This is a genomic window from Rhodosalinus sp. (assembly GCF_041685465.1).
In the GTDB taxonomy this organism is placed as follows: domain Bacteria; phylum Pseudomonadota; class Alphaproteobacteria; order Rhodobacterales; family Rhodobacteraceae; genus Rhodosalinus.
Genome location: NZ_JAWLFS010000135.1, coordinates 1261 through 8207, shown reverse-complemented (window position 1 = coordinate 8207; position 6947 = coordinate 1261). Strand labels below are relative to the sequence as shown.

The window sequence follows — 6947 nt, the reverse complement described above, 5'->3', positions numbered from 1 at the left end:
GCGCGGCCCGCAAGATGGCCGGGCCGGACGGCGGCCGGCCGACCGTTTAGCACACACTCAAGAAGCGGCGCGTGGCGCAGGGTTCCGTACAGAAAGACCTCGGGCACGCGCCCTCCTTTCAGCGCCAGCGACGCGCGGCGGCCTCGGCGGCGAGCCCGGCCAGCAGCGCGCCACCCGCAAGCGCAATCAGCACCTGCGCGTCGGCGAGGAAGGCGGCATAGTCCAGCATGAGCTCGAAGACGGCGATGATCGCCTCCATCGGGCCGTCGTAGCGCCGCGCGAGCGAGCGGTTCACCATCTCGGCCACCGCCTGCACGAACAGAGCCCAGAAGACGAGCGCGGCGACGCCGGTGATGCCGTTGCCGATCCCGGCCGAGAGCCCCCGCCCGGCGCGTTTGCCGATCACGATCCAGCCGCACAGCGCGCCGATGACGAGGTTGATCAGCGACAGGCGGCCGAACGCGCTCCGCCCCGTCTCGGCCTCGATCACGGGTTTCACGAGTTCGGAAGCGAACCACCCCACCGCCGCGAGGACGAGAGCGGCCACAAGGTGCGCCGCCGTAGGCATCAGGCCGGCCGCTGCACGGTGATCTGCGTCACGTCGCACATGCCGCTCTGGAAGAGCGAGGCGCAGGACGTCAGATAATAGGCCCACATCCGGCGGAAACGCTCGTCGAAGCCCAGCGCCTCCGCCTTCGGCCAGGCGCGGGCAAAGCTCTCGTTCCAGCGGCGCAGCGTCTGGCTGTAGCTCTCGCCGAACTCGTGGCTGCCCGCGACCGCGAGCCCCGCGCGCTCGCTCTCGCGGCGCAGGACCGAAGGGCTCGGCAGCATCCCCCCGGGGAAGATGTATTTCTGGATGAAGTCGACGTTGCGGCGGTAGCTCTCCCACCGCTTGTCCTCGACGGTGATGACCTGCAGCGCGGCGCGGCGTCCCGGTTTCAACCGGTCGCGGAGGGCGCCGAAGAAGACCGGCCAGTAGCGTTCGCCCACCGCCTCGAACATCTCGATGGAGGCGACCGCGTCGTACTGTCCGCGCTCGTCGCGGTAGTCCTGCAACCTGAACTCCACCCGGTCGGAGAGGCCCGCGCGCGCGATGCGGTCCTGCGCGTAGTCGTACTGCGCCTGGCTGATCGTCAGCCCCGTGACCCGCAGGCCCCGCTCGCGCGCGGCGAATTCCGCGAAGCCGCCCCAGCCGCAGCCGATCTCGAGGACATGGTCGCCCGGTTTCACGTCGAGCTTGTCGGCCAGCGCGGCGTATTTCGCCTCCTGCGCCTTCTCGGTGCTCTCCTGCCCGGTCTCGAAGAGCGCCGAGGAATAGGTCATCGAGTCGTCGAGCCAGAGGCGGTAGAAATCGTTGCCGAGGTCGTAGTGCGCCGCGATGTTCCTCTTGGCCTGCCGCTTCGTGTTGGATTGCAGCCAGAAGCGCAGCCGCTCCAGCGCGCGCACCAGCGCGATTCCGGGGAAGCCCTCGTAGATCTCGTCGTTGCCCGCGTGCAGCAGGTCCATGAAGGCCTGCAGGTCCGGCGTGCTCCACTCACCGTCCATGAAGGCCTCGGCGAAGCCCACGTCGCCGTCCCGCAGCAGCCGGGCGAAGACGTCGTCGTCGTGGATGTGCATCTCGGCCACGGGCCCGGGCGCCGCCCCCTCGGCGCGGAAGCATCGCCCGTCGTCGAGAACGAAATCCACGCGCCCCGCCTGCATCCGCGAGGCCATGTCGAAGATGCGCGCGAAATAGCGCGGCAGACCGGACTGGCCGTCTGTCGTGGTCAGGATCATGCGGCTCTTTCCATCTTCACTTTGCTGTTAGCTATGCCGAAAGCGCCGCCTGCGGCAAGCCCGCGAGACGCATGCGCCTCAGAAGTCCCTTGCCTCGTAGGCCGCGAGCGCGATCTTGCGACCCTCGGCCGGCTCGACCACCGGTGCCGGATAGGCGTCGTCCGGCGACAGGCCCCACCGCCGCGGGATCGCGTCGAAATAGGCGCGCGCCGTCTCGGGCGGCCGGCGTTGCCCTTCCGCGATCCAGCGCCGGCGGTATTCGGCATCCGGGTCGAAACGCTTCGCCTGCGTGACCGGGTTGAACACGCGGAAATAGGGCGTCGCGTCCGGCCCCGAGCCCGCCGACCACTGCCAGCCCAGCGCGTTGGAGGCCGGGTCCCAGTCGATCAGGTGATCCTCGAACCACCTGAGCCCGACCTTCCAGTGCGTCATCAGGTGCTTGGTCAGGTAGCTCGCCACGATCATGCGGGCGCGGTTGTGCATCCGCCCCGTCACATACATCTCGCGCATCCCGGCATCGACCATCTCGATGCCCGTGCGCCCCTGCTGCCAGGCGCGGACCTGCGCCGCATGCGCGTCCTCGGACCACGGGAAGGCATCCCACTCCGTCCGCCAGTTGGCCGAGGTCAGCCGCGGCGTGTGGTGCATCAGGTGATAGGCGAACTCGCGCCAGACGAGCTCCTGCAGGAAGGTGTCGGCGCCGGCCTTGCCCTCCTCCATCGCGCGCAGCCCGGCGTGCCAGCACTGGTGCGGGCTGATCTCGCCGAGGCTCAGGTTTTCCGACAGGCAGGAGGTGCCGTCCTCGGCGAGGCGGTCCCGGCTCTCGCCGTAGCCCTCGACGACATGCGCCATGAAGTGCCCGAGCCGGCCCTGCGCCGCGCGCTCGCCCACTTGGGCGTGCGGCGCCACGATCTCCGCGCCGCGGTCCATCGCCGCGCCGAGGCGCCAGTCCGCGAGGCGCTCGCTGTCGGGCCATGCCTCGGGCGCCGGAAGCGTGCCCGGCGCCGGCAGGGGCGCATCGACCTCGCGCCCGCGCACGGCGCGCCAGAAGGGCGTGTAGACCTTGTAGAAGCCGCCGTCCTTCGTCTCGACGGTCCAGGGCTCGAACATCAGGTGCCCGCCGAAGCTCCGCGCGTCGAGGCCGTCGCCCTTGAGCGCGGCCTTCACCTCGGTATCCCGAGCCACGCTCTCGGGGTCGTAGGCCCGCGTCCACCAGACCGCGCCCGCCCCGGTCTCCGCCACCAGCGCGCGCAGGGTGGCGAGCGCCGGGCCGGACCGCAGGATCAGCCGGCTGGCCTTTTCGGCGAGCGCCTCCGCGAAATGCGCCACCCCCAGCCCGAGCCGGAAGCGCGGCGCCGCGCCGAGGCCATCCACGAGCGGATCGCGCAGGACAACGGGGATCACCGGCCGCCCGCTCGCGACCGCCGCGGAAAGCGCGGGATGGTCCGAGAGCCGCAGGTCGCGGCGGAACCAGAGGAGGATCGGGGCGGTCTGTGTCACGGGAATCCGGGGTTGCGCCAACGCGTCGCCGGGTGACATAGCGCGAAACCGTGCCCGTCAAACGGAACGGCGCGGACCCGAAGGCCCGCGCCGCGACGTCAGTCGGCCCCGCGGGATCTGCCCCGCGGCGCTCCGTCACGCCTTGCGGCGCTCGTCCATCAGGCCCTTGTAGATCGCCCAGCAGATGATCAGCAGGATGACCGTGAACGGCAGTCCGGTGGAGATCACCATCGCCTGCAGCGCGGTCAGGCCCCCGCCGATCAGCAGCGCGATCGCCACCAGCCCCTCGAAGGTGCACCAGAACACCCGCTGCGTGACCGGCGCGTCCACCTTGCCGCCGGCGGTGATCGTGTCGATCACGAGCGAACCGGAGTCCGAGGAGGTCACGAAGAACACGATCACGAGGATGATCCCGATGGTCGAGGTGATCGCGGCGAGCGGCAGGCTCTCCAGCATGGCGAAGAGCGCCACGGAGTCGTTGTACTCGGTGATCACGTTCGCCGTGACCGCCGAGGTTTCGGGGTTGGCGACCATGTCGTTGATCGCCGAGCCTCCGAAGACCGCCATCCAGAGGATGCAGACGACCGACGGGATGATCAGCACGCAGATCACGAACTCCCGCACCGTGCGGCCGCGCGACACGCGGGCGATGAACATGCCGACGAAGGGTGACCAGCTGATCCACCACGCCCAGTAGAAGGCTGTCCAGCCCTGCATGTAGCCGGTGTCCTCCCGACCGAACGGGTTGGAGAGCGGCACGAGCTCGGTCGCGTAGGCGCCGAGGCCGGCCACGAACTCGCTCAGGATTGTGCCGGCACCGGCCGCGAAGAGCACGAAGAGCAGCAACAGCAGCGCGATGGTCATGTTGATCTCGGAGAGAACCTTCACGCCGCCGTCGAGTCCACGCAGCACCGAGATCAGTGCGATCGCGGTGATCCCGATGATCAGCAGCACCTGCACCGTCGTGTTGCTGGGCACGTCGTAGATGTAGTTGAGCCCCGCGTTGGCCTGCTGCGCCCCGATACCGAGCGACGTGGCGAGGCCGAAGAGCGTCGCGAAGACCGCGAGCGTGTCGATGATGTGACCCCACCAGCCCCAGACGCGCTCACCGAGGAGCGGGTAGAAGGCGGAGCGGATCGAGAGCGGCAGGCCCTTGTTGTAGGAGAAGAGCGCGAGCGCCAGCGCGACGACCGCGTAGATCGCCCAAGGATGCAGCGCCCAGTGATAGGAGGTCGCCGCGAGCGCGATGCGCCGTGCCTCCTCCACGTTCTCCTGGATCAGCGCGCCGTCCTCCGTGAAGGGCCGCACGGCCCCGAGCGGGGCATCTCCCCAGGGCGTGCCGAAGTAATAGGCCGGCTCGAGCACCCCGAAGAACATCAGCCCGATGCCCATGCCGGCTGCGAAGAGCATCGCGAACCAGCCGAGATAGCCGTAGTCCGGCGTCGCCTCCGCCCCCCCGAGCCGCACGGAGCCGACCGGCGTCACGATCAGCAGCAGGCAGAACAGCACGAAGACGTTCGCCGCCAGCATGAAGAACCAGTCGAAGCTCTCGGTAAGCGCCGGGCGCAGCCAGCCGAAGAAGTCGCTGGCATGCTCCGGCGCAATGAGCGCGTAGGCGACGAAGAGGGTCACCACGAGCCCCGAGATCACGAAGACCGGGTTGTGGATGTCGAAGCCGAAGGGCCCCACGCGGCCCTCGATGTTGTCCTGACCGATCTCGTACTCGGTGTCGATGATATCCGAGTCCCCCTCGGGGGCCGGGATACCCGGGCTTGTTTCGTCGGCCATCTGCGGCCTCCCTCTGTTGATTTCGTCTTGTGTCTCGCGGCCGCGCGCGCGGCCGTGGCGCCTCTAGCGGACGAGGAGGACGGAGGCTTTGGAGTGCTCCGCCAGATAGCCACCGTTCGACGGCCAGATGTAGTCGGTGAAGTTGGGCGGATGCGTCGCCATCACGACGAGGTCCGATCCGGTCTCGCCAACCGCCTTGAGAAGCCGGTCGTCGAGGTCGATGGTCGGATCGTGACTGGTGATCGCGTGCGACTCCGTGGTGATCCCGTGCTTGTCGCCCTGCTCCTTCGCGAAGGCCTCGAGCTTCTGCGCGAACTCCTGCGGCGTGTGGGCGATCTTGGTCGGCTGCGGCGCCGTCACGGCGACGTAGACCACCGGCGCCTGATAATGACCCGACAGATCGGCCGCGCATTGCAGCGTCTTCTGCAGCGTATCCGCATGGACCAGGTCCACCGGCGTCATGATTTTCTTGAACACGCACGTCCCTCCTGTCTCGTGGCGCGGCTTGGGGGATCTCCCGCGGCACGCCGCGTGAACGGACCCGCCGGGACCGAACCGGGACGCGCCGCGCGGCCTGCGGCGCCTCGGTTGTGTGCAGAGCCTAGACCCGTCCGAGGGCACGATGCAACGAAAGTGATCGCTTTCAATGCATGTGATGAACGCGGCGGCCCGGTCCCTGGTTCCGAACCCCGGGCGACCGGATCAGGCGTTGACGTCCACGACCACGCGGCCGCGCATCCGGCCCTCGAGGATCTCTGCTCCGAGCCGCGGCAGGTCGGAGAGCGTCGCCGGCTGCACCATCGCCTCGAGCCTGTCCATCGGCAGATCGCGCGCGATCCGCTCCCAGGCACGGACACGGTTGGCATAGGGCTGCATGACCGAATCGATTCCCAGAAGGTTCACGCCGCGCAGGATGAAGGGCGTGATCAGCGCGCCCTCGATCGCCACACCGCCGGCGAGGCCCACGGCCGCGACCGAGGTGCCGTATTTCATCTGCTTGAGGACCCGGCCGAGCATCGCGCCGGCCACCGCGTCCACGCAGCCCGCCCAGCGTTCGGACTCGAGCGGCTTCTTCGTGGGCTCCGCGACCTCCTCGCGCGCGATCGTGTCCGACGCGCCGAGCCCCTTCAGGTAGTCCGCCTGCTCCGGCTTGCCGGTCACCGCGACCACCTCGCGCCCCGCCGCGGCGAGAAGCGCGGTGGCGACCGAGCCGACACCGCCCGTCGCGCCCGTGACCAGAACCGGGCCCTGATGATCGGCGAGGCCGTGATCCTCCAGCGCCTGCACCGCGAGCATCGCGGTCAGACCTGCGGTGCCCACCGCCATCGCCTGCCGTGTCGTCATGCCGTCGGGCAGCGGCACCAGCCACTCGGGCTTGACGCGCGCCTTCTGCGCGTACCCGCCCCAGTGCGCCTCGCCCACGCGCCAGCCGGTCAGGATCACCTTGTCGCCGGGCGCCCATCGGTCGTCGTCCGAGGACTCCACCGTGCCCGCGAAGTCGATGCCCGGCACGTGCGGATAATTGCGCACGAGCCCGCCGCCCGGCCCGATGCAGAGCCCGTCCTTGTAGTTGAGCGTCGAATACTCGACCGCCACCGTGACCTCCGCCTCGGGGAGGTCGTCCTTGCCGATCTCCCGGACGGCGGCCTCCGTCCTGCCGCTCTCCGCGTCCTTCTCGACCACCAGCGCGTTGAACATCGTTTCTCCCTCTCGCTCCGTCGCGGGCGGCCGCCCCGCCCGTTCAATGGTAAGCGGCCGGCCCCCGCAGCGGGTCCGCGCCGGCATCGCCCCTGCCTGCCGGCGGGTCCGCGCCCGCATGCGACGCAGCCGCGGCCACCTCCGCCGCCAGACGCGATGCGCTCGACCGTGTGGCCCCCGACCGT

6 protein-coding genes are annotated in these 6947 nt (G+C 69.6%); all 6 read right to left on the bottom strand.

All coding sequences use genetic code 11. The features are described from left to right. Window positions 1-118: 118 nt before the first annotated feature. The 6 genes from ACESL7_RS10060 to ACESL7_RS10035 all read right to left on the bottom strand — a co-directional run bounded on the left by ACESL7_RS10060 (window position 119) and on the right by ACESL7_RS10035 (window position 6762). Window positions 119-568, bottom strand: coding sequence for a TrgA family protein (locus tag ACESL7_RS10060; protein WP_372893193.1), 450 nt, complete (start codon window positions 566-568; stop codon window positions 119-121). Beyond that, entirely contained in the window at window positions 568-1776 is a 1209-nt protein-coding gene (locus tag ACESL7_RS10055) for a class I SAM-dependent methyltransferase (RefSeq protein ID WP_372893192.1), read from the bottom strand. The genes ACESL7_RS10060 and ACESL7_RS10055 overlap by 1 nt, the downstream gene beginning before the upstream one ends. Window positions 1777-1854: 78 nt before the next feature. Beyond that, window positions 1855-3276 (bottom strand): cryptochrome/photolyase family protein, encoded by a 1422-nt coding sequence (locus ACESL7_RS10050; RefSeq protein WP_372893191.1) that lies wholly within the window; start codon window positions 3274-3276, stop codon window positions 1855-1857. Window positions 3277-3411: 135 nt separating this feature from the next. Then, on the bottom strand, window positions 3412-5064 hold the full coding sequence (locus ACESL7_RS10045) for a BCCT family transporter (protein WP_372893190.1): 1653 nt from the start codon (window positions 5062-5064) through the stop codon (window positions 3412-3414). Window positions 5065-5127: 63 nt separating this feature from the next. Beyond that, window positions 5128-5541 (bottom strand): universal stress protein, encoded by a 414-nt coding sequence (locus tag ACESL7_RS10040; RefSeq protein ID WP_372893189.1) that lies wholly within the window; start codon window positions 5539-5541, stop codon window positions 5128-5130. A 225-nt stretch (window positions 5542-5766) separates the two neighbouring features. After that, the gene (locus tag ACESL7_RS10035) at window positions 5767-6762 is read right to left on the bottom strand and encodes an MDR family oxidoreductase (RefSeq protein ID WP_372893188.1); all 996 of its coding nucleotides are present in this window, start codon (window positions 6760-6762) and stop codon (window positions 5767-5769) included. Window positions 6763-6947: the final 185 nt, after the last annotated feature.